Here is a 25,355-nt window from a genome sequence, read left to right on the forward strand (position 1 = left end):
ATGCACCTTTCAGGCACCTTCTCTCATTCTATCATTTATCCAGAAAATTGGGAGAAATCCGTAAAATCTCATCAAATTTCTTTTCTTTGAAAATAACCCAGACCGGAGAGGAAGAAAACGACGAAGCCTCCCAGAATGACATAGATCAGCGTTTCGAAAGAAACATGAAGCCCTCCCAAGCTGGTTTCGCTCGCCGGAAGCATGGCCAGGAACGGCTGCGCCCACGGATAAAACGGACCATACGTCTCGGAATTGGCTACCAGAATGTTCGGCAGCGTGAAGATAACGTTGAGCGCGAGCGGAGCCGCAAAGCTCACCCAGGCGATGGATACCCAGAGCTGCAGAGCCGCCAGCGGCAAGGTAGCGAGCCAGCCTCCGAAGACGGGCCACAGCAGCTGACTCCAAGGGATGCTTGCTCCAAGCCCCTTGATGAAGCCCGCTCCGATCAAGCCGCCGAGGAACAGCAGCTGAGTGACGGCGAGCAGCCCGGTGACGAGCAGGAACTTGGCGATGAACAGGTGGGAGCGCGACACCGGCAGGGCAAGCACCTGCTTCCAGCCCCCGCCCGTATGCTCGTAGCGGCACACGTACGCCGCGAACACGCCGGTCAGCAGCGGGAGGAACAGCATCGCATGAATGAGGGCCATCGTGCTCAGCAGAAGCGTCCATGCGATCAAGGGTTCATTCGCCGGCACCGGCAGGGCCAGACCGGTCGCAAAAGCGAGCAGCGGGGAGATGAAAATCAGCAGCCAGATGTTCGTTTTGCGCAGCTTCAGCCATTCGGCACCCAGTATGTTAAAGAAAGCGGCCATCTCAGTTCACATCCTGTCTTGTAAAGTGAGTCAGCCCGATCAGGAACACGACGATACCCGTGCCGATTCCAAGCCATACGTTAAGCTCGGGCCGTCCGACCTCGTTCACGAGCAGCGGCCATTTCCACAGGAACCAGTCCGGCAGCCGGATGGAAAAGAGGCTCAGCACGGTTCCCAAAATTCCGGCCGTCAGCGGAATGGCCTGATTTCGGACCGCTACGGACAACCACAGCTGAACAGACAGGATCGGGATTCCGGCAAGAAGCGGGAACAGGCTGATGCGGATGACGTGCATAACGGGAACGTTCATTCCGAAGCCGAGCAGGAAGCCGAGCAGCACGGACCCCGCCGCCAGCAAGAGGCACGACACGAGCAGCAGGATGAATACGAGCAGCAGCTTCGACGTGAAGACGCTGAAGCGGGAAACCGGCAGGGCCAGCAGCTGCTTCCAGGAATTCCTCTGATGCTCGTAGCCCGCGATCATCGACGTCAGCAGCGTCATGCCGAGCAGCAGGGCCGGGGCCGCGAGAAACTGGATGTTTGAGAGCAGCGCGTACCAGAGATCATTCGCGTACTGCTTGGTCAGATAGTCGTAACGCAGGCCGAAGTTGACGGCCTGGAGGCCGACCACGCCCACGGGACCCAGCAGCACGAGGAACCATACGAGCGTCCGGCGGATTTTGAGGAAATCCGCGGCCAGTACTCTGCCGGTCATAAGCTGTCTCCCTCCCCTACCAGGTCCAGGAAGAAATCTTCCAGCGATTTCTTCTTCTCTTCCACCCGGTAGACGGAGTGCCCCGCCTGGACCAGGCCGGTTACAACCTGCGCGATCTTCTCATCGGGAGCTTCCTCGAGAAGAAGCGAAGACTCGTCGGCCACCGCGAAGCAGCCGGCCGAGGCGGCGGTACGCAGCGCCTGCTGCGGCGCGTCCACCGCAATGCGGATCTGGCCGCCCGCCTTTCTTCGAAGACTCTCGATCGTGTCTTCGAAGATCATCGAGCCGCCGCGGATAATGCCGACGCGGCTGGCCATCTGATCCACCTCGCTCAGCAGGTGGCTCGATACCAGAACCGTCACCCCGTACTGCTGCGGCATGCTCTTAATCAGCTCCCGGATCTCCAGGATGCCGGACGGGTCGAGCCCGTTCGTAGGCTCGTCGAGCACGAGCAGCTCCGGGCTGCCGAGCAGCGCGGCGGCGATGCCCAGACGCTGCTTCATGCCGAGCGAGTAGCCCTTCACCGGGCGCTTCGCTTCCTTCGTCAGGCGGACAATCGCCAGCACTTCGTCGATCCGTTGTTTCGGCACATCGAGAATGCGGCGGATAGCCTCCAGATTTTCGTAAGCGGTCAGATGACCGTAGTAGGAAGGGTACTCCACCAAAGAGCCGACCTTGCGCAGAATCGCCAGCTTTTCCTTGCGCAGATCTTTGCCGAACAGCTGCACCGTTCCTTTCGTCGGGCGGATCAAGCCGAGCAGCATCCGTATGGTTGTCGTTTTCCCGGCGCCGTTGGGCCCCAGAAAGCCGTAAATATCTCCTTTGCGAATTTGGAGATTCACGTTGTCCACGGCAGATCTCAGTTTGTATTGTTTGGACAACCCGAAGGTCTGAATAATCATTTCGTTCATGGAAAATCACCTCGCCCCTTATGTTAAAGAGCGAAGGTTAATCCCAGGGTGCGGCTTGTTTAAAATTCGTTTAAAATCACCGGTCGCGCGGGAACAAATAGATCGCCGTTCCTTCCCGCGAGCTGACGACATCCCAGCCCAGATGCATTTCTTTCACCATCAGCGCGACGATCGTGAGACCGATCCCCGCCCCCTTCTCCGCCGACGGAGCCTTCATGCCAGGGCCTTTGTCCTCAATCACGAGAGCAGTCCCGCCTTCCCTTTCCTCGGTGCGGAGGCCGATATATCCGCCGGACTTGGCGTGGCGGAGCACATTCTGGAACAGGTTGTCCAGAATCCGGTTCATCCACTGGGGATCGGCTTTCCAGTAGACGGGATGCTCCGGCACACCGACGTCCATAACCATGCCTTCCTCCTCGAATACCGGGTACCAGGCGGCGGCGGATGCCCGGACGAGCCGGGCCACGTCGATCTCGGTCCGCTGGAGCGGGTACTTTCCGGCGGAAAGCAGCGTATACGACAGCAGGTTGTCGATGAGCCGGTTGAGATCGTCGGACTTCGTCTCGATCAGAGCCAGCGAAGACTTGCCTGACGCGGAGATCGGCTCCTTCTGCAGCGAGTAGGCGTGGCTGCGGATAATCGTCAGCGGCGTGCGCAGATCGTGGGACAGGTTCGCGATCAGCTGCTTTCGGAGCCCTTCCTCTTTGCGTTCCCGCTGGCGGCTCGTCGTCAGCTCCTCGATCATCCGGTTGAAGGCCAGCTCCAGTTGTCCGATTTCGTCCTTCTTGCTGACGGCTATCGGATGGGGGATGTCCCGGCCGTCCGGCAGCCCCATCGCCTCCTCCAGATGAACGAGACGCTTGCGGATGCGGTAGAAAAACAGCCACGACGTGAACAGGAACAAGCCGAAGGCCAGCAGAACAATGCCGATGACATACCGGTCGCTGTAGATAGGCCGTTCCTCCTTCATCAGCACCCGCGGAATCTGCATCACCATAAATCCCTGAGACGCGTCTTCTCCCACGAAAGCGACCGTTGTATAAGGATCGCCGTCATAGCTTTTTTTCATAAAAGCGATCGTATCGGCCGCTTCCCATACGGTAGGAAGGTCCGATCGTTCAGGCAGGGTTAAGCGCGTTTTCCCGCTGCCGTCGACCCAGAACAGATCCGCCTTCGGATATTTCTCCTTCAGTTCCCGTATCCGCTTGTCGATTCCCTCATCTCCGGCGCCCTGCAGCTTCTTAGCCTCCCCGTGCCAGAACTTCTCGATGTCATTTCCCCTCGCATAGGGATTGGTCTTCCGGTTCTCTTCCTGGGTCTTGAACGAATGCGGCAAATAATACAGAACAGCGGCCATCGGAAAAATAACCGGCCAAATCAGCATCGCGAACACCACGATGCACAAATATTTTACGAGCAGCGAGTGACGCCACTTCATGCTCTCACCCGGTAACCGATGCCCCGGATCGTCTCCACGATTTCGGGCTGGCTGGGGTCGCGCTCAATCTTTTCGCGGAGATAGCGGATATGAACCATCAGCGTTTTGTCCCCGTCGATGTAAGGGTCTCCCCAGACCCCTTCGTACAGCTGCTCTTTTGTAAGAATCTGATTCGGATGACGCAGGAAATACATGAAAATCTGAAATTGTTTCCCCGTCAAAATAATTTCTTCTCCGGTCCGCGTGTCCACGATCCGGTTCTCCTCCATATTCACCTGCAAATGATGCAGCGTGAGCTCCGCCTGCGCCAGTTTACCCGTACGCCGCAGCAGCACTTCGACACGGGCCGCCAGCTCATCCGGATGAAACGGCTTCGTCACGTAATCGTCCGCGAATTGCAGACCCTGCAATTTATCGTCGATGGAGGTCCGCGCGGAGAGCATCAGAACGGGCGTATCCGGGTAATTCTTTTTCATCCGCTGCCCGATCGAAAAGCCGTCCAGACCAGGGAGCATCACGTCCAGGATGACCAGGTCGCTTTTCTCCCAGAATTCCGCCGCCTTCTCTCCGGATTTCAGCCAATTCACTTCGTAGCCCCGTTCAATCAAGTGGCTGTTGACCCATTTGCCGATTTCGGGATCGTCCTCAATGTACAAAATTTGTTTAACGGCCATGATACTAACTCCTTCCAGTCTCGCTACCGTTACTTTACAAAGACATTCGCCGGATTGTCAAAAGGGAACCGTTACTTCAAACCGCCTTTTAACGTATAACATGCTTATGAATATGCGGAGGGGACCGGTAGATAGGAAAATGCCGCACCCCGCCTGGTGATCGTTACTCTACCTGTCTGGATTCTGATCTGCGGCCATTAAACCGGCCGGAAAAGGAGGCCTTGCCATGAGGATGCCCAAGCGTTTCAAACACCTGTACACCTATCTGCATAAATGCTTCGGCAAAAGCCTCCGGTCTATACGCGGCTTGCCTTTTCGAAAGGGTGCGGTGATAGCGGGCACTTATAAAATCGTGGAAAAACTCGGAGCCGGCAGCTTCGGCGTCGCCTATCTGGCGCTGAAAACGGATAACGGACAGCAGGTGGTGCTGAAAAGGGTATCGCCCGTAAGAGGCGGCAAAAAGCGGGCGGAATACATCTTCGGGCAGGAAACCGCCATGCTCCGGCAGCTGCGGCATCCGGATATTCCGGCATTCTACAAGGCTTTCCGATGGAGGGGCGAGTTCTGCTTTGCGATGGAGTATGTACGTGGAAGCTCGCTGGATGTGCTGCTTTTCCGTGAGGACAGGGCTTTCTCCGAGAAGGAGGCTTTACTGCTTGTCCGGGGGCTGCTGGAGCTTGCCGGGATGCTTCACGGACAGGGAGTCGTCCACCGAGACATTTCAATCGCCAACGTGCTTTTGGATGGGGACACGGTGAAGCTGATCGACTTCGGGCTCGCCCGGGCCCTAAGTTCCGGCGGCAGCGCTTCGGACAGCCCTGCCGGAGAACATCTTCCCCGCTGGGACGCGGATGTGGACGACGACGATCCCTCGGAGAAAAAATTCCGGCGGGCCGTTCATGTGACCGGCGATTTTTACGCGGCCGGTCATCTGCTCTTATTTTTGCTGTACAGCACCTATTCTACGGAAGACGAAAGCGCGGCCAAAGGCGCCGGACTGAGCTGGGAAAAGGAGCTGCTTCTGCATCCCGGAACGAAAAAACTGCTCCGCCGGTTGCTTTTGACGGAACAGCCTTATGAACGAGCGAGCGAGATACAAAACGATATCGATGGAATTCTGGCGGAACTTGAAGGATGAGGGTCAGCTGCTGTAGGAGCTGGAAGAGCGTTTTTTCTTGTAGTGATTGTGACCGTAGTGATTGTGCCCGTTGTAGTTCTTGTGAGAATGTCTGTGGAAATCGTCACTACTGCTGTGGGAGCGGTAGTGGGAACCTTTGTGCTTGTCGGCACCAAGAAGTTTAGTCAGCAATTTTTTTAGCATGGCCATACCTCCTTTTGGGTGTACTATACGGCGAAGGCAAGGAGAACGTTTCAGATTGAGCAGGATATCTCCCCGGGTCAGTTCTTACCCGAAAAGTCGGGGATAGCGAACCTCCCCCCTTCGTTAGCATGCAAAAAAAGAAGGAGGAATCTGGTCCCTCCTTCTTTTCGTTCATTTTCCCAACCGGTCCGCGCTTACCGTGCCGCGCGGCGCCTTACCACTTGGACGATCCCGAGGATCGTCCTCCGGAAGAGCCGCCGCCCCAACTCGAGCTGCCGGAGGAACGCCCTCCGCTTCCGCCCCAGCTCGAGCCCCCCGAGGAGTTGCCGCCGCCCCCGGGCCCGCCGGGGCCTCTGCGGCGAAGCTGCTCCTCATGCATCCGGCGCTGATAGTCCCGGTCCATCTGCTCCAGCAGCTGCTGGCCGGACGAGATGCGCTGCATCGCTTCCGCGAAAAGCCCCCGGGCGATAAGCCGCCGGCTTTCCTCCATCAGCGTCTCGTAGCCGGAGGAATAGGGCGACAGGCTTATGCTGCCGCCGTACCGGGCATGCCGGCTCCGGTACTCTCCTTCGAGCTGCCTGATCGTGCGCAGCGTCTCTTCTTTCTCCCGCAGCAGCTGCTGCACACGCTCCGCGGCCTGCCCGGCCTGAACGGCCAGCCCCCGCCGGCGCTCTTCCAGCACGTCCACGTCGAGCACCGGTGCCTGCGCCAGCTCCTCCAGCTGGGCCAGCCTGCTTTCGCCGTCGCCGATCATCGCGGACAGCTCCGGTGATTCCACCTGCAGCTCCCCGAAAGCGGAAGCCGCCTGCCGCAGCCGGCTTCGTTCTTCGTCCAGCGCATGCCGGACGGTCCGGACCCGCGCGTCCAAGCTGTCGTGATACCCGAGAATCCGCGTGCGGAGCTCCCGGATCTCGGTCATCAGCGCTTGGGCCTCCGTACCGGCCTCCCGGGCCGAGCGGTACTCCTGGACGTCCGGAGCGAGTCCGGACCGGATCTCCGTCAGCCGCCGGCCAAGCTCTTCGCGCGCCCGCGTCATGCGGGTGTAGTCGGCCTGCTGCTCCCGCCGGTGCGTTTCCGCGTAATCGCGGGCGACTTTAAGGGATTCCTCCGGATAGACGCGGTCGAATGAGCCGAGGTCCCCCGTCAGCTCCTCGATCTCATGAGCCGTCTTCCGCGCAGACTCCCGGTCGGCAATCATCGCCTCCACCAGGCTGCGGGCGGCCCCCACGCTCTCCTCTATGGCGGCCGCGCTCCGGCCGCCCTCTTCGGTATCGCCCGCTTCCAGCAGCGTACCGAGACGGGCAGTCTCCTCCCTTGCCTGCTCAAGCAGAGCATATGGGTCGCCATCGGTAAGCAGCAGACTTTCCCGCCGCGCTTTTTCCCTGAGTTCTTGTTCCATGGCTTGAATCCCCGGTAAAAATCCGGGCTGCCGCGCCTCCAGCGCTTCGAAGTCCTTAACCGACTTCTTGATGAAATCCAGCTCCTTCAGAGCGGCTTCGACCGACGTTGCGGCCTGTATAAAATCGAATTCGTCCAGCTCGTCGGCCTTGGCGTAAGCCGTCTTGGCCTGTTCCGCATGCTTCCTCAGGGCAGTCAGCGGGTAACCTGTCCGGCGGGCAAGCGCTTCGACAACTTCCTCCGCTTCGGCGATGCCGGTCTTGGCCCGGTTCACGGATTTTCTGACTTCCGTGGATTGCTTTTCGATCTCCGCGAGCTGCGTCCTGGACGGCTCCAGCTTTTTGACAAATTCCTGCACGGATTGGAGAAGGTTTCTCGTCTCGGCCTCTCCCTTGGCGTTAAGGAGAAAAGGAATTTTCTGAGCCGCCAGGCGTCCCCTCAGCTCTTCGGCTTCTCCCTGCAGCCGCACTACCGCATTCTCCAGCTCGGCGGCTTTTTGTTTTGTTTCCCCTTGCAAAAATTGTTTCTCCAGGTCCTGAAAAACTTCCGAAAACAGCATTCCGTTCAGCACCGGCTGCGTCCCGTCGAGCAGCTGTTTCGCTTCCGCCAGCCGTTTCCGGGCCGCGGCTCTTCTTTTGTACTGCCAGAAAGCCCAAATTCCCGCTCCAATCACGGCGAGCCCCAGCACAACCAGAATAATCGAGGCCATGCTGCCCGAAGAGTCACCGGCTCCCGATGCTCCCGCTCCGGCAAGCGAGTTCACGTAACCGCTGACCGCCAGAATACCTTCTCCAATCTTGCCTTCTCCGGCAGCAGGCACAAACTTAAGATCGACAATCCCCTTCGCATCCTTCGCCTTGCTTCGCGAAACGGCCGCGGACAGCTGCTCGTTCTCATAAACCAGATGGACAAAATTCGGCTGAGTCGTGATGACCAGCATCAGCTGATTCCGGTTCAGCCCCCATTGATCGTAAGCTTCATTCGCGAGGCGCTCTCCCTCGCTTTCGGTTAAGCCTTTGGCGGTAAGCACAAACAATTCGTAATCTTTGTTCTTCAGTCCGCTTTCCACCTGACGGGCCTGGGTTTGCGTAAGCAAACCGACGGGATCGGTAACGATTCCGTTATTCCGGGGCACCGCCGCGGCAAACACAGCCGTACAGGTAAGAAATGTCAGGAGTAGGGCGAGCCCTATCACACGGATTCTCTTCATTTTGTTCCCCTTTCGCTCCAATGACCTTTTACATGCTCTTTACCCGAAAATACCGGTTTCGCTTCTTTTCCGTTTTAAACGCCTCTGACGTCAATCTTCCCTTCATTCCCGGGGAAAAAGCTCTCTGGCCGTTTGAATAAATAAATGTACCGCCAGCGATGCTTCTTTCAAAGAAGGCACGGCTACGGATATATCCCGGCAGACGCGAGGCTCCAGGTCGAGCGTAACGAGCCCCGGAGGCAGGGAGGATAAGGACAAGCGGGACAAGATAGCGAGTCCCAGCCCTTCCCGGATCATATTCAGCACCGTCGCGACGTTGGACGCCGCAAAAGCCAACCGGAGATCCGCGCCCGACTTCTGAAACAAATCGATAATCGGGGCTTCGTACCCTCCTCTGCACAAAATCATCGGTTCTCCGCTCAAATCGGAGATTGTAAGAGAACTTCGGCTCCCCAGCACGTGGTTCTCCGGAAGAACAGCCACCATCTTGTCTCTAAAAAGAGGAACGATCTCCATATCCGCATCGGGAAAAATAACGAGGCCCACGTCGATAAACCGCGTCGACAGCCACTCCTTCACTTCGGCAATCGTGCCTTCATGAAGCACCAGCTGGAGATTCGGATATTTCTGCTTGAACGTGCTCATGATCTTCGGCAAAAAATGAGCGGCGGCGGTAGGAAACGCGCCGATGCGGACGGTTCCGACCTCCAGCCCTTTCTCCGCCGCGATTTCCTGCTCGATGTTCTCGACGCGCTGCAAAATCTCGCGCATTTGGATGAGCACCCTTTTCCCGATATGCGTCAGGGTAATGCCGTTCTTCCGGTCCCGGATCATTAAATGGATGCCGAGATCAGCCTCAAGACTGGAGATGGCGTGGCTCACGGCAGGCTGCGTCATGTTGAGCTCCAAGCCCGCTTTGGTGAAGCTTCCCGTCTCCGCTATCTTCACAAAAACCTGAAATTGAGTAATGGTCATAACCTTTCACTTATGCTCCTCATAAAAATTATTCATTTTATTTATCTTATAGCCCATCGTATCATAAGAAAGCAGTTCTAACCAAGGAGTGATTTAGATGGAACGTTCTTCCCGTAAACGAACGGCTTTCCTGCTCGCGTTTCTGGTCTTGATGTGGGGGATCAACTGGCCTCTGACCAAGCACGCGCTCATTTATACACCGCCCCTGCTATTCGCGGGTATTCGTACATTGATCGGCGGCTTCCTGCTGCTGTTCGTCGCAATTCCGAGATACAAGAAGCTCAACTTCAAGCAAACGTGGCACATTTATTTGATTTCCGCCGTGCTGAACATCATTTTGTTCTACGGATTGCAGACCGTCGGACTCGGTTACCTGCCTTCGGGGCTGTTCTCCGCTATCGTTTTCTTCCAGCCGGTGCTGCTTGGAATCCTCTCCTGGCTGTGGCTGGGCGAATCCATGTACGGGCTGAAAATGTTCGGCCTGCTCCTCGGTTTCGCCGGGGTGGCGACCATTACTTCGGCCGGACTGAGCGGGCATATCTCCTTTATCGGCATTCTGCTGGCGCTCGGATCTGCGGTAAGCTGGGCTTTCGGTACCGTTTTTATGAAAAAAACAGGCGACCGCGTCGACTCCATCTGGATGGTCACGCTGCAGCTGCTGATGGGCGGAGTCGTCCTGACGGGCACAGGCCTCTCCACAGAAAGCGTCTCGGACATCGCATGGACCGGCCCTTTCATCTTCAGCCTGCTCTTCATTTCGGTATTCGTCATTGCGATGGGGTGGCTGGCTTTCTTCACGCTGGTCGGTTCGGGCGAAGCGAGTAAAGTCGCCTCGTTCACCTTCCTGATTCCGCTGATCTCCATTACCGTCAGCGCTATTTTCATGAACGAAGCGATTACGATCAACTTGCTGGCGGGACTGATCCTCATCGTGGTCAGCATCGTGCTCGTGAACGTGCCGCCCCGGTCTTTTCTTGCCGCCAAGGCAAAAAAGTCCAAAGATATCCCCCCTTGCGCGAGTCTGGGTCAGGCAAGGGACTTTAAATAACGGTTCGGAAACAAGAAAAACCGGCGGAGGGCTGAGCCTCCGCCGGTTTCTTTTTTTGATATACGCCTATCCGTTAATCCTGCATGCCTTGCGAGCCGCGATTATTTAACGGGAATTACGTTGATCAGCGCGTCGAGAAGTGCGCCCGATTTATCCATGCTGTATTCCCAGAACATCGCTCCGCCCAATCCCTGATCCTGTACAAACTGGGCTTTCGCCTTTATGGATTCAGGATCGTCGTAGGAAAGCCATGTGCTGCCGTTAAAGAGGTACGGTGCCTTGGCAGCATCGTCCCAGTAACGGACGTAGCCGTTAGCCGCGTTATATTTCTCCAAAATTTCGTTGTAGGTCGGAGTATTGCCGCTGCCTGTTGCAGCCTGTCCCAGACCGTTGTTGGCAGTCGACTGCACATCGGTCCAGAGATGGCTGTAGAAAGCGATGCCGACGACTATTTTGTTAGCCGGCACTTTCGCGTCTATGAACCGTTTAACCACGGTTTCCATGCTGAGTCCCGGTCCGTAAACGTTCGTGTGATGCTCCGTCTTCTGAACCCATCCGCCTGAGTAATCATAGGTCATGATGTTGAAATTATCCAGGTACTTGGAAATTTCAGCGGCTTCGAGAGCTTTCAGATGACTTGGTCCGGCGCCTGCCGCCATGGACAATTCATAATACTTGTTGTCGGCAAGCCCCAGCTGATTCAGTTTGTCCCGGAGCATTTGCAGGAACAGGGTGTAGTTATGCTTGTCTTCCGGTCTTGCTTTCATTACGCCGTCCGCGCTGATCGTCGGATATTCCCAGTCGATATCCACGCCGTCCAGCTTGTACTTCTTGATGTAGTCGATAATGCTGTTCGAGAAGGTGTCGCGGGCTTCGTTAGTCAGAACCGCATCCGAGAAGCCGTCCGCTCCCCAGCCGCCTACGGCAAACAGCACTTTAAGGTTCGGATTCTGTGCTTTCAGGCTGTGAATGTACTGGTAGTTCTGGTCGTCCTTTTGCTCCGGACGTGTGATGATTTTGTTGTCTTTTACCAGCGTAAAGGAGTAGTTCAGGTGCGTCAGTTTGTTGGCGTAAACCGAATTCGTGACGGACCAGTCTTCCCAGCCCGCGATGTAGGCGATCACTTTCTTTCTAGGGTCTACTTTGAACTTCACGGTCGTAGAAGCCGTTTTCCCGCTTTTGCCGTGAACAGCCGTGACCACCAGGGTATAGTCGCCTGCTTCTGTAATCCCTGTTCCTTTGATGTATTCCTCTCCGTTCAGCGTAGCGACACCCACCGTACCCGGGGCATCCGTCCAGTTCGGCAGTACGCCTGTCGTGTAGGTCTGTCCGTCCGTTACGTTGGCAATCTGCGGTGCGGCAGGCACGGAAGTCGTGTCCGGCGTGTAAGGGTTGCCTTTCAGACCGTTAACGAGCGCATCCAGCAGGGCGCCCGTTTCGTCCTGGCTGTACTCCCAGAACATAGCGCCGCCGAGCTTCTCTTTCAGCGTATAAGCCGCTTTCTCAGCCATGGACTCAGGATCGTCGAACGAGATGAAGATTCCTGTCTGAGCGTTATACAGGTATGGAGCTTTAGAATCCTGATCCCAATAACGGGTATATCCGTTGGCTTCGCTGTAAGTCGCGAGAGTTACGCTGTAGGTCGGGGTTGCGCCGGTGCCTACGGCCTTTTGTCCGAGTCCGTTGTTGGCGGAGGATTCCACGTTCGTCCACAAGTGGCTGTAGAACGCGGCGCCGATGACGATTTTGTTTGCAGGTACACCGTTCTTCTTATAAAGCTGCACGGATTGATCGACACTGTTGTTGCCGGATCCGTAAAGATTGGTATGGTGCTCCGTTTTCGGAACCCATCCGCCCGACAAATCATAGGTCATCAGGTTCATATTATCCAGCAGCGGAGTAATTTTATCGATTTCAACGCCCTTCAGATAACCGCTTCCCGCACCGACCGCGATGGTCAGCTCGTAATAGCGATTGGTCTCAAGACCCAGCGCGTTCAGCTTATCGCGCATTAATTGCAGCAGGGAAGTAAAGTTCTGTTTATCCTCCGGCCGTGCCTTCATTACGCCGTCGGCGCTTTGCGTCGGATATTCCCAGTCCAGATCGACGCCGTCCAGGTTGTATTTCTTCACATAGTCGATGATGCTGTCGGTAAATGTTTGACGGGAAGCTTCTGTTAATGCCGCGTCCGAGAAACCGTCCGCCCCCCATCCCCCTACGGAGATAAGAGTTTTAAGATCGGCGTTCTGAGCTTTCAGACTGTGCAGATACGCGTAATTCGCATCATCGTTCTGCACTTCGATCGGCACGATCTTGTTGTCTTTGACATGCGTAAACGCATAGTTGATGTGCGTCAGTTTGGATGCGTCCACCGGTTTCGCTTCGGACCAGTTTTTCCAGCCGCCCACGTAAGCGATCACCTTCGTTTGCGGGTCAACTTTGAACTTCACGGTCGTGGAAGCCGTTTTGCCGCTTTTGCCGTGAGCTGCGGTAACGACGAGCGTGTACTCGCCCGCTTCCGTAATTCCGGTTCCCTTGGTGTAGGCGGCTCCGTTCAGCGTAGCGCCGCTTGCGGTACCCGCCGCATCCTTCCAGTTGGGCAGTACGCCTGTCTTGTAAGTTTGTCCTTCGCTTACGCCTGTAACTGCAGGTGCCGCCGGAACCGTTGTCGTATCAGGGTTCAGTGTCTTTCCTTGAACACCTTTCACCAGTGCGTCCAGCAAAGCTCCCGTCTGATCTTGGCTGTATTCCCAGAACATCGCACCGCCGAGTTTCTGGTTCAGCACATAGCCCCCTTTTTCGTGGAGGGATTGTGGGTCGTCATAAGAAAGGAATACTTTCGTTTGCTCGCTATACAAGTAAGGTGCTTTGGCCTCATTATCCCAATAGCGCTTGTAGCCGCCAGCTTCATTATAATTCGAAATGATTTCATTGTAGGTCGGTGTCGCACCGTTACCGACCGCCTTTTGACCCAAAATTTTACCGCCTACCGCTTCTACATCCGTCCACAGGTGGCCATAAAAGGCGCCGCCGATTACGATTTTGCTTGCCGGAACTTTATTGGCCAGATACAGCTTAACGGATGCATCTACGCTCAGATTACCGGCATACAAATTCGTATGGTGCTCCGTATTTTGGACCCACTGACCGGCAAAGTCATAGGTCATCAAATTAATATTGTCGAGCAGCGGGGTAATCTTCTCGATTTCAACCCCGTCGAGGTATTTTTGCGTAGCGCCGACAGCAATCGTCAGCTCATAATATTTGCCGTCCTGGCTTCCCAGAGCATTCAGCTTCTCACGAATCGTTTGCAGCATCAACGTGAAATTCTGTTTATCCTCCGGCCGCGCCTTCATAACACCGTCAGCGCTTTGTGTTGGATACTCCCAATCCAGGTCGACCCCGTCCAGCTTGTACTTCTTGACGTACTCGATGATGCTGTCCGCAAATGTGTTGCGCGCGCTTTCCGTTAATGCCGCATCCGAGAAACCGTCCGCTCCCCAGCCGCCGACGGAAGGAAGAATTTTCAACTTCGGATTGTCTTTCTTCAAGCTTTGCAGATAGGCATAGTTGGCATCGTCGTTCTGTGCCGGTAGGGAGACGATTTTATTGTCTTTCACATGCGTGAACGCATAGTTGATGTGCGTCAGCTTGGCCGCGTCGATCGGGTTGGAGGCCGACCAGTTTTTCCAGCCGGGCACATACGCGATGACTTTCTTGGCCGTTTCCGTGGAACCGCCGCCGGAGCTGCCGCCAGAACCGCCCCAGCCGCCGCCGATCGGCAATCCGATTATGATGGAGCCTTTCTGCGGGCCATCCACTTTGACGGGAGCTTTCTCGAAGGAGGAGCCTTTTCCGCCTTCGTTTACCGTCACGCTTTCGACCGAGCCGTAGCCGGTAATTTTGGCCAGGGCATTCAGCACGAGAGACACAATGCTGGCGTCATTGCCAACGGCCAGTGTCGTGTCGCTTCCGTCCACGGTTACTTTGCCGATGGAGCCTTTGGAAATCTCGATTTTAATGCCAGAAGCCAGCACATGAAGGGAATTAAACGCGCCGATCAGCTGTGCCGTAGAACCGGCAGGCAGTTCTTTCGGAAAGATCACGTCGATAAAACCGGCTCCCGTCAGAGAACTTTCCTCTAATTTAACGGAAGACTGGACTATCGTTTGCTGAACGGAGGTGTTTCCTTGAGCCACAAGGCGGACCACGCCGGTTTCCTTGTGGACAATCACCTTCACCAGGATCGTATCTACGAGGTGGATGGAATTTTCTCCGCCGCCGTTGACCGTAACGGTTCCCGCTACTTTCACGTTCTTCAAGGTAACATCCCCGTTTCCGATGCCTTTACCCAGAAGGAGATTGCCTTGAATGACGGTGTTTTGCAGGGTAACGCCCGAAACATTTACGGCAACGTCCCCGTTAACCGTTTCGGTTCCCGATGCAGGTCCGAACGTGCCGGCCTTGTCATAGGAAACGGTTTGTAGCGATGGCGCGCGGCCCAGCAGAACGACCGTTTCTGCGCGGGTCAGCTTGCCTGCGGGACGGAAAGTGCCGTCTTCGTAGCCTTCGATGACTCCCTTGGCTACCATGGCGCTTACCGCGCCTTTGCTCCAATCGGCAATCGACGCCGCGTCTTTGATGTTCTTCAGCGCGTCTTCGGAAGCCTCGCCCAGCTTGAGCAGCTTGGAAAGCATGACCGCGGACTCCTGTCTGCTCACCGGCTGGTCCGGACGGATGCTTCCGTCGCTGTAGCCGTCCACGTACCCGGCTGCCACCGCTTTGCTGATTTGTTCATACTGCCACTGCTCCGCCGTAACGTCCGTGAATTGGATCGGAGCGGAAGCCGTTAATTTATAGTACCGGTTAATAAGCGCCATAAGCTCTGCGCGCGTAATGGCATTGTCCGGCTGAAGAGAACCGTCCGAGTAGCCCTGAATCAGGCCTTTATCGTGCCATTCGCCAAGCTCTTTCTCTGCCCAATGCCCCTTGATATCGGCCGGTTGGGCGCTTGCTTGTCCCGAAACAACAGTCAGATAAGTTGAAAAGACCATGCTTGTACATAAAAGTAAAACAAGCCATCTCCAAACAAAAGATTGCTTAAGCGCTTTCATACTACACCCCAATTTCATCAAATTTATACAATGCCATTCCAAAGAGGAATCCTTCTCACCTCCAGTGCGTTCTCTTCGCAGGCACTGCTTCTAAATTCAGCCGCTTGGCTTGAACTTAAAACAAACTCGTGAAGCCTTATAAAGCTCATCAGAAAACTTGGTAAACGGTTACATAAAGCCGATGAAAGACAAATACGTGCTACTGCACGGAGACAGGAAAGGACCTAACGACGTAAAATGAGTGCTTCTTGAATCATGAATTATGAATGACGACAAGCTGAAAGTGGGGGAAAACTGAGGGTAAAATGTGGAAGTTATTATGTAAGTTACTAATAATTATAATGGTTTTACAAAAGGTTAACAGGGATGTTTTTATCCACTGGAAGGGGATAATTCTCTATCTAGCTATTAAATTCACTGATTTTTTATACATATTAACGATAATAAAAATGCCAATTATCAAACAAAAACCGCCGAGGGAAAAAATCCCCCGGCGGCTCTTCCGGATAGCTTAACGCAAGGATGCGAACGCCGTCCGATTACTTCGTAATTCCGTTGTAGATCACTTGCGCCGCTTCCGCACGTGTCGCTTTCGCACGCGGTGCGAATACGCCATCGGCACGGCCGGTCATCAGGCCCTTCTCGGCCGCTGTTTCCACAGCCGTTTTGGCCCAAGCGCTGATTTCCCCGCCATCCGTAAAGATAGCTTTAGGCGTACCTGTAGTGCCTTGAAGCTGCGCGTACATGCGGGTAATCATAACCGCCATCTCTTCACGCGTAATCTTCTGATCCGGCGCGAAGGTATCTGCGGAGTTGCCTTCCACGATGCCCTTCTCGGATGCGGCGGCAACGGCTTCCGCATACCAGCTTCCGGCCGGAACGTCCTTGAACGCGGACGGCTTGGAAGAAACGAGCTTCATTTGCTTCACGATCATGTTCACGAACTGGGCGCGGGTTACATCCTGCTCCGGCTCGAAACGGTTGTCGGCTATGCCGTCAATGATTTGCTTGCCGGAAAGCTCCTGGATGACTTTATAAGCCCAGTGCGCCTGCGGAACATCCGCGAACGACTTCAGGTTCACGATACGGCCGTCGAGAGACGCCGTGATTTTGCCGCCTTTGAACGTTTTCGTGATGTAGTTGTAGAACACATCGAGATCGATCAGGCCGGCTTGAGAGTTTTTACCTTCAACCAGCACTTTATAGTTGTCTCCGCCCGCAGCCATGAAGTTATTCACGGTTACGGTGTACTCGGCGGCATCCTCAATCGGAGTGCCGTCCGCCTTCGTCAGCTTCACGATGCGCTCGGCTGCCGGTTTGCTAAAGTCGGCCGTGTACTTCAGACCGGAAATTTGCAGCGTTTTGGTATCTGCGGAACCGTCCGATTTCTTGCCCCACTGCTGCTGCAGAAGCGTTTTGACCTGTGCGCCTGTCAGCGTCATTTTAACCAGCGTATTGCCGAACGGCTGAATTTTAGCGAGATCGGAGAATTTGATATCTCCTTTAGGCAGGTCGGCACGGATACCGCCCGGGTTCATGAAAGCGAAGTCCGTGTTCATACCGTCACGCATAGCGTCCGCAATCAGGTTGCCCAGCGGAGCTTCTTCGTTGTAGGCGTTGTTTCGGGAAATCACGGAGTCGGTCGTTCCGACAGGCTGCTTCAGAACCGGATATTTGTCCAGATATTTGTTGATCAGAGCGACCGTATCCGCGTCAGGTGTTACGCCTTCCTGTTTCACGTCTACGATTTCCGCCGTTTTCTTCACGATATCGCCGGTAGCCGGATCGATTTCGAGGTCAACGTCGGCAAAAGCGGTGCCGTAGGAATACGCTTGAACGATCAGCTTGTTGTCTACGACCGTATTGACTTTGGCATGGTTGTCACCGGCGAAAATAACGTCGACTTCATCGTCGATCGCGTTAGCCAGATCAATCGCCTCGCCGGAAGCCACGTTGTCTTTCACGCTTGCCGGATCGTGCGCCAGAACGACGATAGCTTTTACGCCTTTGGCTTTCAGCTCTTGTACGGCTTTGTTGACGACAGGAGCCTGCTCAACGAATTTAACGCCTTTCAGGCCGTCCGGAGATACTTTGGACGGAGTGGAGTTCGTAGCCACGCCGATAAATCCGATTTTCTGGCCGCCCACTTCTTTGATGACATAAGAAGGCAGGATGTTCTCGCCCGTTTTCTCGTCCACCACGTTGGCGTTCACGTACGGGAAGTTCAATTTATCGAAGGTCACGTCTTTGTTCTTCGTATCGGTGCCGCCGTTGATCTGAGCGAGCATAGCGCCTACGCCCTGGTCAAACTCGTGGTTGCCCAGCGTACCTACGTCGAATTTCAGCATGTTCATGAATTCCAGGGTCGGTTTGTCGCGCTCCATCGAGGAAACCGGCGCGGTCGCGCCTACGGAATCACCTGCATGAACAAGCAGTGTGTTCGGGTTCGTTTTCTTTCTTTCTTTCAAGTAAGTCGCCAGGTAAGGGGCGCTGCCCACTTTGCCGGACGCGGTTTCAGTCGTCGTATCGAGCTGACCGTGGAAATCGTTGATGCCCAGCAGCTGGACTTTTACGTTCTTGTTGTCCGGCTGAGGCTGGCCTTTTCCGCTCAGATCGATGGAGTAGACGCTGAAGCCTTTGTCCGTCGTTGCGCCCGTGCTCTTGATATGCGGGTTCTCCGGCAGATACGTAACCGCGCTCGGGGAGCTGGTGAACGTGACTTTCACATTGCCGGCAACCGGTGCGATGGACCAGTTTTTGTCCGCGGCCGGGTTGATCGTTTTCTGTTCGGAAATGTAATCCATCAGAGCCTGACGGTTCTCGTCGGCGGAATCTACGATCAGCTCCGCGTTCTTGAGGCCAGGGAAGTTGCCGCCGCCGCTTGCGCGGTAGTTGTTCGTGACCACGATGAACTCCTGGTTCGGGTCGATCGGCTTGCCGTTGAACTGAAGATTCACGATCCGGCTGGAGGAAGCGTCGTTAACGGCTCCGTCCACTTTGTATTTCGCCGGTTTGGTCACGTCCACCTGGTAAGTCACTCCGTCGATCACGTCGAAGTTAAACACCTGGAAGGAAGAGTTCAGCAGCTGCTGCTCGTCCGTTTTGGCCGGGTCGATCTGGTTGAACATGCCCGCGGACATTTCCAGCCATTCTTTCACGCCGGAGCCTTTGACTTTGACGGCTTTCAGCGTGTTGTCGTACAGATAGAGATCGCTCGCGCTCTTGATCGCGATAGGACCTTTGGCGATATCCGTGTACTCCGACGGGCCGTTGCGTCCGGCTTTGAACGGAGCGCCCACGGAGAGAATCGGAAGATCTTTATACTGCGGCAGAGTCGTCGAAATATACTTGCTCACATATTCCTTCTGAGCATTCGTGACGATTTGGACCGAAGGGTCGTCCTGCACCAGCGCGAAATAGCTGTGAATCGGAGCGGTCGTTTCGCCGATCGGCTGGTTCGCGTATTTTTTCGTGCCTTCGTGCTCGGCCGCAACCGCTTGTACGATAGCCGGATCGGTATCCACAAGCGCTTTTTTCGTCGTGCTGTCATAGATATACCGAGTCGAGGACTGGGAGTTGGAAACTTTCCACTTGCCGCCCTCCTGCACGAGCTTCAGGTCGATCAGACCCAGGTTCGAACCGCCGTAGCCGGATTGCACGGCCGCAACGCCGTTGATCGTGCCTTTCGCGTTATCTACGCCGGCAACCGGGTTTCCGTTCGCGTCTTTAAACAGCGCGTCAAGCTTCTTTACGTCAGGTGTAGGGAACACCTTGTGGGAGTGCGAGAACGTAATCGCGTCGATGCCTGGCACCTTGCTGAGAGGCAGAACCGCGTTCTCGGCGAGCTGATCATTCGCAGCGGCCGTGCCGTCAAAACCGGAGTGCGCCATCGCGATCACGATGTCCGCGCCTTTGGCTCTCATTTCAGGCACGAATTTCTTGGCGGTCGCGACGATATCTTTGGCCACGACTTTGCCGGCAAGGTTCACTTTATCCCACTCCATGATTTGCGGAGTTACAAGTCCGATTACGCCGATTTTGATTTTCTGGTCGTTGCCGTTCTCGTCTTTGAACGTCTTGTCCATAATCAGATAAGGCGTGAATTTGTTGACGTCGTTGTCCGGATTGTTATCTTTGTCGTCTATGTAGACGTTCGCGTTAATGTATGGGAATTTGGCCCCTTTGATCGATTTGTCTAGAAAATCAAGGCCGTAATTGAATTCATGATTGCCGAAGGTAGCCGCATCGTAATCCAGAAGATTCATAGCTTTATATACAGGATGGATAGCGCCGGATTCTTTGAGCTGGTTAATCTGGGCCACGTACGTTCCCAGCGGAGTGCCTTGGATCAAGTCTCCGTTGTCGACCAGGAAAGTGTTGGGGTTTTCTTTACGCGCTTCCTTGATCAGCGTGGCGGTTTTGGCCAAACCTACGCTTGCCGCGGCAGCGTCTTTGTAATAATCGTAGTCTACAAGATTCGTATGCAAATCCGTCGTTTCCATGATACGAAGATTAACGGTTGGGGAAGCGGATGTTTGCGCTTGCACAATGCCTCCTAAAGACTGGGATGAAATGATGCCGAATGCTAGAGAAGCGGTCGCGAGCTGCTTCATTCTTTTGAACTTCCTGGATCCCATTACGAGAATTCCACCTTCCTGTAAATAGTTACTTACCGATTTTAGCAGGTTCGGAATTAACCGTGTGTAAAATATTTAATAAATTTATTGAAAACGCTTAAAATGGTTCTTAAGTCCTGTATTTAACCGACGGTCAATCCCGTCAGCAGCCTATTTAAAACACCCAGGTTTAGACAGGACGTCCACTTGGGTAACCATTCCTTAGACCAAAAGAGATGAGCGACCCTTTGCTACAAAAGGCCCATAGTCGATTAGGAGGAAAAGGAATGACAAGGAATCATACGATGATGCAGTTTTTCGAGTGGCACGTCCCCGCGGACGGCTCTCACTGGAAACGGCTTAAGGAGCTGGCTCCCGAGCTGAAAAAGAAAGGGTTCGACTCCGTCTGGATTCCCCCAGTTACCAAGGGACAGTCCGACCAGGATACGGGCTACGGCGTGTACGACCTGTACGATCTGGGCGAATTCGACCAGAAAGGAACGGTCCGGACCAAGTACGGAACGAAGGAAGAACTGCTGGAAGCCATCAAAGCGTGTCAGGACAACGAGATTTGCGTATACGTGGATCTCGTGATGAATCATAAAGCGGGTGCGGACGAGAAAGAACTGTTCAAGGTGGTCCAAGTGAACGACCAGAACCGCAACGAGGTGATTTCCGAGCCTTTCGATATCGAAGGCTGGACGAAATTCACTTTTCCGGGACGGGGCGACAAATACTCCGCTTTCAAATGGGATTTCGGGCATTTTAACGGCACCGATTACGATGCCAAGGAAGATAAAACCGGCATTTTCCGCATCCTTGGGGAGAATAAGAGCTGGAACGACAATGTGGACGACGAATTCGGCAACTACGACTATCTCATGTTCGCCAACATCGACTACAGCCATCCCGGCGTGAGAAAAGAGATGATCACCTGGGGCAAATGGCTTGTCGACACTTTGCAGTGCGACGGGTACCGGCTGGATGCCATCAAGCATATCAATCACGATTTCATCCGGGAATTCGCAAGCGAAATGATCAAGGAACGCGGGGAAAACTTCTACATCGTGGGAGAGTTCTGGAACCCCGAGGTGGCGGCCTGCCGCGAATTTCTCGATAAAGTCGATTACAAAATCGACCTGTTCGACGTCGCCCTCCATTACAAGCTCCATGCCGCCTCGCAGGCCGGCAAAGATTTTGACCTTACGACCGTGTTCGAGGACACGCTCGTTCAAACCCATCCGCTGCACGCCGTCACCTTCGTAGACAATCACGACTCCCAGCCGAACGAATCGCTGGAATCGTGGATCGAAGACTGGTTCAAGCAGAGCGCGTACGCCCTTGTCCTGCTCCGCAAGGACGGGTACCCGTGTGTCTTCTACGGGGATTACTTCGGCATAGGCGGAGAGGAGCCGGCGGAGGGCAAGGCGGCGGCCATCGATCCGCTGCTCTATGCCCGCCAGCGCAAAGCCTACGGCGAGCAGGAGGACTACTTCGATCATCCGAACACGATCGGCTGGGTCCGCCGCGGCGATGCCGAGATCGAGGGCTCCGGCTGTGCGGTCGTCATCTCCAACGGCGAGGACGGCGAGAAGCGCATGTTCGTCGGCGAAGAACGAGCCGGCCAGGTGTGGCTCGATATGACCGGCACGCGGGAAGATGAAATCACCATCGGCGAGGACGGTTTTGCCGACTTCCCGGTGAACGGGGGAAGCGTGTCCGTCTGGGCGCAGCCGGACGAGGGCTGATGCGACGCGCGGGCACCGGACGAAAAAAGATTTATAAATTAAAGGACATAACGGATTAGTCATCTAATCCGTTATGTCCTTTGTTATTCAACTCACGCATCCGATTCAAAATTCATCGTATTCGCAACAAAATCTTTTAATATCCTTATTGGCCAATTTAAAAAAGTGTTTTGAGATGCTTCCAATATTGACCTAATATCCTCTTAATTAATCTTAGTTTATTTAACTTTTAGCAGCTTTACTTTTTTTGTGGGGAACCGCTTAGCCGGCAGTCTGCCCGATCCGGTTCGCTCTTCCTCCCGCTAATTCGACATGTTTCCCGTGGAACATTTTACCGTCATTTCCTCAGAGCTGCCTTTAACCGGTCAGGGGCATGGCGCTGAACGGCCCTGGCGATGCCCTCGCTTCGGTCCATACGGCTGCCGAACCAAAAAATCCCGTGCCCCTCGGTACAAAGAGGGACACGGGATTCACCGTCCGCCGCGGGGGCGGGCAAGCATGGACGGCTAAGGCCGGCTTCCCGGCTTCGCCGCCTTGAGCCCGGAAGGCTCTCCGCCGCTTTCGCCGGGTTCGTCCGCTTCCACGAGGTGCTTGAGCACGGAGAGCCGGTTCTCCCAGAACCGCTCGTAGTACGCCAGCCACCGCTTCAGCTCCAGCAAAGGCTCCGGCTGAAGCCGGTACCGCTTCTCGCGGCCGACTTTCCGCTCCTGGACAAGGCCCGCATCGGCGAGAATGCGCAGATGCTTCGAAACGGCCGTCCGGCTCATCGGAAAGTGGCCGCTGATCGCGTTGACGGGCATCTCCTGCCCGGCAAGCAGATTCAGGACCTTGCGGCGGGTCGGGTCCGCAATGGCCTGAAATACGTCCTGATTCGGTTCGGCCGCGCCCATATCAGGCCTCGACTTGCTTGCGGAGCGCCTCGACCAGCCCTACCCAGCCGCCGGACATCCGCTCGCGGACTTCCGCATGAGACTGTCCGAATTCGGTCACCTTCTCCGGGTCCCATCCCGCGTGAATCAGGGTGAATTCGGTTTTACCGTCCAGGTCGGCCAGCTCGAACGTCAGCGTCCAGTCTTTGCCCCACCGGAAGGAAAGCCGGTTCGGCGGGTCCAGCTCGGTCACCTTGCAGGGAGACTTCCCGAAGGGCCCCGCTTCAAGATGGAATTCATATCCGAGTTCGGGCTGAAAATCATTGGGCATAAACCATGCGGCAATTCCTTCGGACGTCGCCACGGCGTTCCATACCTTCTGGATCGGGGCATTGAAAAGCTGAGTCTGGCGGATATCCGGCAGAGTATTCGGCGTGTTAGTCATCTATAGTTCCTCCTGTATGCAGGTGCTTATTTTTTGGATTTTACCAGATCCGAACGGCGAAAACGCAAAGCCGACCACTTGTCGTCGACGGCCACATTGCTGACGGGCCGGTATTCCGTGTTATTTTGTACCTTCGCGGCTAAAGTATCCCGGTTAATGTCCGTCTTGACCTTGGAGCTCTGCTTGGGGTACGTGATCCAGAAAACGGCGTCCTCCCGGAGCATGGGGATCACCTTCGATACCCATTCGTCTACCTCCTGCCCGTGATTCACAAACAGCTGGAGAAATGCAGCCTTATCCTCCTCCCGGTCGGCAGCCTCCGTTTCGATGCCGAGACGGTACCCTTCAGGCGCATTCAGGACGAGGGCCGGTCCTTCTTTATAACGAAGTTTTTTGAGCAATTCTTCTGACATGGATGGATTCCCTCCGTTAATTTAGGAAACGTTTTGGTTACCTATTAGATTATAGGAAACCTTACGGTTGCATGTCAAGGTAAAGAAAAACGCCGGCTGGTGCGCCGGCGTCTCCGTTTTATCGGATGGCGATATAAACCTGGACGACACAGTTCTCGGGGTCAAACCCGCGTCCGTCGTACACCTCGAAGTCTCCCGTGTAAGTCCGCTGTTCCGCAGCGTTTTGGAAATACGCCCAGATTTCGTGCCACAGCTGCGGCACCACGTCTTTCACCGGGCCTTTGCGCGTTTCGAAAATCATGTATCGGGCTGCGGGAACATCCGCAAACTGAAGACCGGAAAATGCGCTGCCGGTCGTTTCTTCACTGATTTCATGTCCAAGGAGCGCCGTATATTCTCCCGACGCGTCGCTTTCGTAATCCGTGTACAATCCGTAAATCAGATGAGGGTTCTCAATGCCCGGCCTGGACGCAATATCGCTGCCGAAAAACTGCTGCCAGAGCTGCGGCAGCTTTCCTTCCGGTCCCGCCTCCGCGGCGTTCGTGGTTCGGACACTCACGCCCGCCAGTCGCAAGGATGGTTTGTTTGCAAAAACGGATTTCATATTCATAGGTTCATTCTCCTCTTTTCCCTGTTTAAGAGCAGTGTAGCCGGGAAAAGTGGACAGCTGTATGTCCTAGTTCTCATAGCGGAGCAAAATTTTGCGGGCCCGCTCCCGGATTTCGCCGGCCAGGCTGGACGGATGCTCGATCTTGAGGCTGTCACCGAAGCTCAGCAGCATCCCGTAAAACCACTCGTCCAGCGCAAAAACCCCTTGGACGCACAGGCTTCCGTCCGGCAGCAGACTCACCAGACCGGGTGGAAAAGCATCTCCCACGCGGTGCCGCACCTCCGGACGAAAGTGCAGCGTCATCTCCACTTCCTTGTGAGCGAGCCACTGCCGGTTCCAGCCGTAACCCTCCAGAGGAGGAACTTCACGAGGCTCCGAAGCTTGGGAAAGGACGGTCAAATCCGCGATCCGGGAGAGCCGGAAGACGCGGAACTCTTTTCTCATCGTGCAGTAAGCGTGCAGGTACCAGACGGAACCCTTCAGGATCAGGGCGGCGGGTTCAACGACTCTTTCGGTCTCGGTCCCGTTCGTGTTGACATAGGCGATAGCCGCCCGCCGGCTTTCCTCAATCGCATGCTTCAAGAGAGAGACTTTGTTTTTCGCCGCCTCCCCCTGCCCCCACGGATGAAAATCGAAAACGATCTCGTCCTTGCGCCGCTCCCAGTCCGCGGTATCCGTCCGTAAAAGCAGTCCCTGCACCTTTTCCGCCAGATTAGCGTAGGTCTGATCGTCGAGAGCCGTGCTTACTCCTTTGACGGCCGCAAGCAGGGACGAAATCTCTTTGAGGGAGACGAGCTGCCTGGCCAGCGTATACGGCTCCATAATTTCAAATCCGCCGGACACGCCCTGGTGGGCGACAACCGGAATTCCCGCCCGGCTGAGCGTCTCCATGTCGCGGTAGATCGTTTTCGTCGTCACTTCGAACCGTTCGGCCAGCTCCTTGGCGCTTATCCGCCCCCGGTTGAGCATCAGCACCGTCATCGCAAGCAGTCGGTCTATCTTCACTAAGGTCATCCTTTCCGGAATTGCGCCGTACGC

The 25,355-nt window shown here is 55.2% G+C and carries 18 protein-coding genes; 3 read left to right on the forward strand and 15 right to left on the reverse strand.

The window, feature by feature from the left end; translation table 11 throughout:
* Positions 1–71 precede the first annotated feature (71 nt).
* The 5 genes from HMPREF1207_RS12105 to HMPREF1207_RS12125 all read right to left on the reverse strand — a co-directional run bounded on the left by HMPREF1207_RS12105 (position 72) and on the right by HMPREF1207_RS12125 (position 4,550).
* Positions 72–812, reverse strand: a complete 741-nt coding sequence (locus HMPREF1207_RS12105) for an ABC transporter permease (RefSeq protein ID WP_009676005.1) — start codon at positions 810–812, stop codon at positions 72–74.
* 1 nt (position 813) lies between these two features.
* Complete coding sequence (locus HMPREF1207_RS12110; protein WP_009675946.1) at positions 814–1,527, reverse strand: ABC transporter permease; 714 nt, start codon at positions 1,525–1,527, stop codon at positions 814–816.
* On the reverse strand, positions 1,524–2,438 hold the full coding sequence (locus HMPREF1207_RS12115) for an ABC transporter ATP-binding protein (protein ID WP_009675873.1): 915 nt from the start codon (positions 2,436–2,438) through the stop codon (positions 1,524–1,526). The genes HMPREF1207_RS12110 and HMPREF1207_RS12115 overlap by 4 nt, the downstream gene beginning before the upstream one ends.
* 76 nt (positions 2,439–2,514) lie before the next feature.
* Complete coding sequence (locus tag HMPREF1207_RS12120) at positions 2,515–3,876, reverse strand: sensor histidine kinase (protein WP_009675897.1); 1,362 nt, start codon at positions 3,874–3,876, stop codon at positions 2,515–2,517.
* Positions 3,873–4,550, reverse strand: a complete 678-nt coding sequence (locus HMPREF1207_RS12125) for a response regulator transcription factor (RefSeq protein WP_009675837.1) — start codon at positions 4,548–4,550, stop codon at positions 3,873–3,875. The genes HMPREF1207_RS12120 and HMPREF1207_RS12125 overlap by 4 nt, the downstream gene beginning before the upstream one ends.
* Positions 4,551–4,776: 226 nt before the next feature.
* Here HMPREF1207_RS12125 and HMPREF1207_RS12130 point away from each other — a divergent pair, with 226 nt between their 5' ends.
* Positions 4,777–5,688 carry a serine/threonine-protein kinase gene (locus HMPREF1207_RS12130; RefSeq protein WP_009676028.1) on the forward strand — a complete coding sequence of 304 codons (912 nt, stop codon included), beginning with the start codon at positions 4,777–4,779 and terminating at the stop codon, positions 5,686–5,688.
* 3 nt (positions 5,689–5,691) lie between these two features.
* Here HMPREF1207_RS12130 and HMPREF1207_RS12135 read toward each other — a convergent pair whose 3' ends face one another.
* From HMPREF1207_RS12135 to HMPREF1207_RS12145, 3 genes are all read right to left on the reverse strand, one after another.
* On the reverse strand, positions 5,692–5,871 hold the full coding sequence (locus tag HMPREF1207_RS12135) for a hypothetical protein (RefSeq protein ID WP_016423693.1): 180 nt from the start codon (positions 5,869–5,871) through the stop codon (positions 5,692–5,694).
* Positions 5,872–6,085: 214 nt separating this feature from the next.
* Positions 6,086–8,479 (reverse strand): TPM domain-containing protein, encoded by a 2,394-nt coding sequence (locus tag HMPREF1207_RS12140; RefSeq protein ID WP_016423694.1) that lies wholly within the window; start codon positions 8,477–8,479, stop codon positions 6,086–6,088.
* A gap of 102 nt (positions 8,480–8,581) precedes the next feature.
* Positions 8,582–9,454 carry a LysR family transcriptional regulator gene (locus tag HMPREF1207_RS12145; RefSeq protein WP_009675918.1) on the reverse strand — a complete coding sequence of 291 codons (873 nt, stop codon included), beginning with the start codon at positions 9,452–9,454 and terminating at the stop codon, positions 8,582–8,584.
* Between the two features lie 97 nt (positions 9,455–9,551).
* On the opposite strand from HMPREF1207_RS12145, the gene HMPREF1207_RS12150 reads away from it, so the two are divergent.
* The gene (locus HMPREF1207_RS12150; RefSeq protein ID WP_009675886.1) at positions 9,552–10,502 is read left to right on the forward strand and encodes a DMT family transporter; all 951 of its coding nucleotides are present in this window, start codon (positions 9,552–9,554) and stop codon (positions 10,500–10,502) included.
* A gap of 101 nt (positions 10,503–10,603) precedes the next feature.
* Here the strand turns inward: HMPREF1207_RS12150 and HMPREF1207_RS12155 are convergent, their stop codons facing one another.
* Both HMPREF1207_RS12155 and HMPREF1207_RS12165 read right to left on the reverse strand, forming a co-directional pair.
* The gene (locus tag HMPREF1207_RS12155; protein ID WP_009675809.1) at positions 10,604–15,616 is read right to left on the reverse strand and encodes a glycosyl hydrolase family 18 protein; all 5,013 of its coding nucleotides are present in this window, start codon (positions 15,614–15,616) and stop codon (positions 10,604–10,606) included.
* Positions 15,617–16,155: 539 nt separating this feature from the next.
* On the reverse strand, positions 16,156–20,229 hold the full coding sequence (locus HMPREF1207_RS12165) for a bifunctional 2',3'-cyclic-nucleotide 2'-phosphodiesterase/3'-nucleotidase (protein ID WP_009676026.1): 4,074 nt from the start codon (positions 20,227–20,229) through the stop codon (positions 16,156–16,158).
* Between the two features lie 290 nt (positions 20,230–20,519).
* On the opposite strand from HMPREF1207_RS12165, the gene HMPREF1207_RS12170 reads away from it, so the two are divergent.
* A complete protein-coding gene (locus tag HMPREF1207_RS12170) occupies positions 20,520–21,980 on the forward strand; it encodes an alpha-amylase (protein WP_009675980.1) in 1,461 nt (486 codons plus the stop codon).
* A gap of 506 nt (positions 21,981–22,486) precedes the next feature.
* Here the strand turns inward: HMPREF1207_RS12170 and HMPREF1207_RS12175 are convergent.
* From HMPREF1207_RS12175 to HMPREF1207_RS12195, 5 genes are all read right to left on the reverse strand, one after another.
* A complete protein-coding gene (locus HMPREF1207_RS12175; RefSeq protein ID WP_009676032.1) occupies positions 22,487–22,870 on the reverse strand; it encodes an ArsR/SmtB family transcription factor in 384 nt (127 codons plus the stop codon).
* A 1-nt stretch (position 22,871) separates the two neighbouring features.
* Positions 22,872–23,294: an SRPBCC family protein gene (locus tag HMPREF1207_RS12180; protein WP_009675860.1), complete on the reverse strand. Its 423-nt coding sequence runs from the start codon at positions 23,292–23,294 to the stop codon at positions 22,872–22,874.
* A 26-nt stretch (positions 23,295–23,320) separates the two neighbouring features.
* Entirely contained in the window at positions 23,321–23,707 is a 387-nt protein-coding gene (locus HMPREF1207_RS12185; RefSeq protein ID WP_009675970.1) for a hypothetical protein, read from the reverse strand.
* Positions 23,708–23,825: 118 nt separating this feature from the next.
* Entirely contained in the window at positions 23,826–24,317 is a 492-nt protein-coding gene (locus HMPREF1207_RS12190; RefSeq protein WP_009676036.1) for a GyrI-like domain-containing protein, read from the reverse strand.
* A 66-nt stretch (positions 24,318–24,383) separates the two neighbouring features.
* Positions 24,384–25,322 carry a helix-turn-helix transcriptional regulator gene (locus HMPREF1207_RS12195; RefSeq protein WP_009675808.1) on the reverse strand — a complete coding sequence of 313 codons (939 nt, stop codon included), beginning with the start codon at positions 25,320–25,322 and terminating at the stop codon, positions 24,384–24,386.
* Positions 25,323–25,355 lie beyond the last annotated feature (33 nt).

The sequence above is a fragment of the Paenibacillus sp. HGH0039 genome (genome assembly GCF_000411255.1).
Lineage (GTDB): Bacteria > Bacillota > Bacilli > Paenibacillales > NBRC-103111 > Paenibacillus_F.

Excerpts from the sequence above, each read along its gene's own strand:
- HMPREF1207_RS12135 (WP_016423693.1), bottom strand. The coding sequence starts at position 5,871 with ATGCTAAAAAAATTGCTGACTAAACTTCTTGGTGCCGACAAGCACAAA.
- HMPREF1207_RS12110 (WP_009675946.1), bottom strand. The coding sequence starts at position 1,527 with ATGACCGGCAGAGTACTGGCCGCGGATTTCCTCAAAATCCGCCGGACG.
- HMPREF1207_RS12105 (WP_009676005.1), bottom strand. The coding sequence starts at position 812 with ATGGCCGCTTTCTTTAACATACTGGGTGCCGAATGGCTGAAGCTGCGC.
- HMPREF1207_RS12115 (WP_009675873.1), bottom strand. The coding sequence starts at position 2,438 with ATGAACGAAATGATTATTCAGACCTTCGGGTTGTCCAAACAATACAAA.
- HMPREF1207_RS12165 (WP_009676026.1), bottom strand. The coding sequence starts at position 20,229 with ATGAAGCAGCTCGCGACCGCTTCTCTAGCATTCGGCATCATTTCATCC.
- HMPREF1207_RS12175 (WP_009676032.1), bottom strand. The coding sequence starts at position 22,870 with ATGGGCGCGGCCGAACCGAATCAGGACGTATTTCAGGCCATTGCGGAC.
- HMPREF1207_RS12155 (WP_009675809.1), bottom strand. The coding sequence starts at position 15,616 with ATGAAAGCGCTTAAGCAATCTTTTGTTTGGAGATGGCTTGTTTTACTT.
- HMPREF1207_RS12180 (WP_009675860.1), bottom strand. The coding sequence starts at position 23,294 with ATGACTAACACGCCGAATACTCTGCCGGATATCCGCCAGACTCAGCTT.
- HMPREF1207_RS12150 (WP_009675886.1), top strand. The coding sequence starts at position 9,552 with ATGGAACGTTCTTCCCGTAAACGAACGGCTTTCCTGCTCGCGTTTCTG.
- HMPREF1207_RS12140 (WP_016423694.1), bottom strand. The coding sequence starts at position 8,479 with ATGAAGAGAATCCGTGTGATAGGGCTCGCCCTACTCCTGACATTTCTT.
- HMPREF1207_RS12130 (WP_009676028.1), top strand. The coding sequence starts at position 4,777 with ATGAGGATGCCCAAGCGTTTCAAACACCTGTACACCTATCTGCATAAA.
- HMPREF1207_RS12120 (WP_009675897.1), bottom strand. The coding sequence starts at position 3,876 with ATGAAGTGGCGTCACTCGCTGCTCGTAAAATATTTGTGCATCGTGGTG.
- HMPREF1207_RS12145 (WP_009675918.1), bottom strand. The coding sequence starts at position 9,454 with ATGACCATTACTCAATTTCAGGTTTTTGTGAAGATAGCGGAGACGGGA.
- HMPREF1207_RS12185 (WP_009675970.1), bottom strand. The coding sequence starts at position 23,707 with ATGTCAGAAGAATTGCTCAAAAAACTTCGTTATAAAGAAGGACCGGCC.
- HMPREF1207_RS12190 (WP_009676036.1), bottom strand. The coding sequence starts at position 24,317 with ATGAATATGAAATCCGTTTTTGCAAACAAACCATCCTTGCGACTGGCG.
- HMPREF1207_RS12170 (WP_009675980.1), top strand. The coding sequence starts at position 20,520 with ATGACAAGGAATCATACGATGATGCAGTTTTTCGAGTGGCACGTCCCC.
- HMPREF1207_RS12125 (WP_009675837.1), bottom strand. The coding sequence starts at position 4,550 with ATGGCCGTTAAACAAATTTTGTACATTGAGGACGATCCCGAAATCGGC.